The sequence below is a fragment of the Streptomyces odonnellii genome, from assembly GCF_000981895.1.
Classification (GTDB): Bacteria; Actinomycetota; Actinomycetes; order Streptomycetales; family Streptomycetaceae; genus Streptomyces; species Streptomyces odonnellii.
On record NZ_LATD01000514.1, the window covers coordinates 1 to 2,450 of the forward strand.

The 2,450-nt window shown below is 74.4% G+C and carries 2 protein-coding genes; both read left to right on the forward strand.

The features are described 5' to 3' along the window. A partial coding sequence (locus tag WH07_RS34225; protein ID WP_198533948.1) for a PD-(D/E)XK nuclease family protein occupies nt 1-1,013 on the forward strand: 1,013 nt, incomplete at its 5' end. Nucleotides 1,014-1,032: 19 nt separating this feature from the next. Beyond that, nucleotides 1,033-2,427, forward strand: a complete 1,395-nt coding sequence (locus tag WH07_RS34230; RefSeq protein WP_046508804.1) for a dipeptidase — start codon at nt 1,033-1,035, stop codon at nt 2,425-2,427. Nucleotides 2,428-2,450 lie beyond the last annotated feature (23 nt).

The window sequence follows — 2,450 nt, forward strand, 5'->3', positions numbered from 1 at the left end:
CCGGCCGGCTGGGGCGCCTGGGCGCCCCGCGCCCCGCGGGGCGGCATCCCCGGGCCCCGCGCCGCGGGCAGCGGCGATGGCGCGTGGGGCGCCGCCCCTTCCCGGCCCCGGGGCCGGGAAGGGGCGGCGCTGGCGAAAGACCCCCCGCCCTCACTCCGGAGGAGACCCGCACTCTCGCCTCCTGGGACCGCGACCTCGACGCCCTCACCGGCGAACTCCGCCGCGCCCGCGCCACCGTCCGCGACGTCCCCGTACCCCCGTCCCTCTCCGCCTCCCAGCTCCTCCGCCTCGCCGCCGACCCCGACGCCTTCGCTCAGGACCTGGCCCGCCCCATGCCGCGCCCGCCGCAGCCCGCCGCGCGCAGGGGCACCCGGTTCCACGCCTGGGTGGAGTCGCGGTTCGAGGAGCTGCCCCTGCCCATGCTCGGCCCCGACGAACTGCCCGGCGGCGCGGACGACGAGCCGGAGATCGCCGACGAACGCGACCTGGCCGCGCTCAAGGCCGCCTTCGAGCGCACCCCGTACGCCCGCCGCACCCCGTACCGCGTGGAGGCGCCCTTCCACCTCACCCTGGCCGGCCGGGTGATCCGCGGCCGTATCGACGCCGTCTACCGCCATGTCCGTACCGACCCGGCGACCGGCGCGGAGTCGTACACGTACGAGATCGTCGACTGGAAGACCAGCCGCGCCCGTACCGCCGACCCCCTCCAGCTCGCCGTCTACCGCCTGGCGTGGGCCGAGCAGCACGGCCTTCCGCTGACCGATGTGACGGCCGCGTTCCTGTACGTACGCAGCGGCGAGGTCGTACGCCCCGACGGCCTGCCCGGCCGCCCGGAGCTGGAACGCGTCCTGACCGGCGGGATACCCGACCCCGATACCCGGCGCGACAAGTCGGCATATCCGCCACATCCGGTGCAACCGGCGCATCCGGACGAGGTGGGACGTTCATACGATGCCCCCGGCGCGCCCACGGACGGGGGATCCCCGGAACCGGCAGACGAGACCGCTCCCTGAGCCCGTTAGGCTCGACATCATGAGCGACACCCCGGACAGCGTCGTCCGTACGTACATCCAGACCCATCGCGCGGCCTTCCTCGACGATCTCGCCGACTGGCTGCGCATCCCGTCCGTCTCGGCCCAGCCCGGCCATGACGCGGATGTGCGGCGCAGCGCGGACTGGCTGGCGGCGAAGCTCAAGGAGACCGGCTTCCCGGTCGCGGAGATCTGGGACACCCCCGGCGCCCCGGCCGTCTTCGCGGAGTGGCCCTCCGCGGACCCGGACGCCCCGACCGTGCTGGTCTACGGCCATCACGACGTCCAGCCCGCCGCCCGCGAGGACGGCTGGCACAGCGATCCCTTCGAGCCGGTCGTGCGGGACGGCAGGATGTACGGACGCGGCGCCGCCGACGACAAGGGCCAGGTCTTCTTCCACACCCTCGGGGTCCGGGCGCATCTCGCCGCCACCGGCCGCACCACCCCCGCCGTCCACCTCAAGCTCCTCGTCGAGGGCGAGGAGGAGTCGGGCTCGCCGCATCTGCGCGCCCTAGCCGGGCAGCACGCGGAGCGGCTGGCGGCCGACGCCGTGATCGTCTCCGACACCGGTATGTGGTCCGAGTCCACCCCGACCGTCTGCACCGGCATGCGCGGCCTCGCCGACTGCGAGATCGAGCTGTACGGCCCCGACCAGGACATCCACTCCGGCTCCTTCGGGGGCGCCGTCCCGAACCCGGCCACCGTCGCCGCCCGGCTGGTCGCGGCCCTGCACGACGAGCACGAACGCGTCACGGTCCCCGGCTTCTACGACGGAGTCGCCGAACTCGGCGCGGCCGAGCGCGCGCTCCTCGCCGAGCTGCCCTTCGACGAGGAGGAGTGGCTCCGTACGGCCCAGTCCCACGGCACCCTCGGGGAGGCCGGATACTCCACCCTGGAGCGGATCTGGGCCCGCCCGACCGCCGAGGTCAACGGCATCGCGGGCGGTTACCAGGGCCCCGGCGGCAAGACGGTCATCCCGTCCTCCGCCCTGCTGAAGCTCTCGTTCCGGCTGGTCGAGGGCCAGGACCCGGACCGTGTCGAGCGGGCCGTACGGGACTGGACCGAGGCCAGGATCCCGGCTGGAATCCGGTACAAGATCAGCTTCGGCGCGGCCACCCGTCCCTGTCTGACCCCGCTGGACCACCCCGCGCTCCAGTCGGTCGTACGGGCCATGGGCCGCGCGTTCGGCGGTCCTGTCCGCTTCACCCGCGAGGGCGGCTCGGGACCGGCCGCCGACCTCCGGGACGTACTGGGCGCTCCGGTGCTCTTCCTGGGCATCTCCGTACCGTCCGACGGCTGGCACGCGCCGAACGAGAAGGTCGAACTGGACCTGCTCCTCAAGGGCGCGGAAACGACGGCCTACCTGTGGGGCGACCTTGCCACCGCCCTGCGCTGAGGGCCCGCCCCGCGCCGTCACCC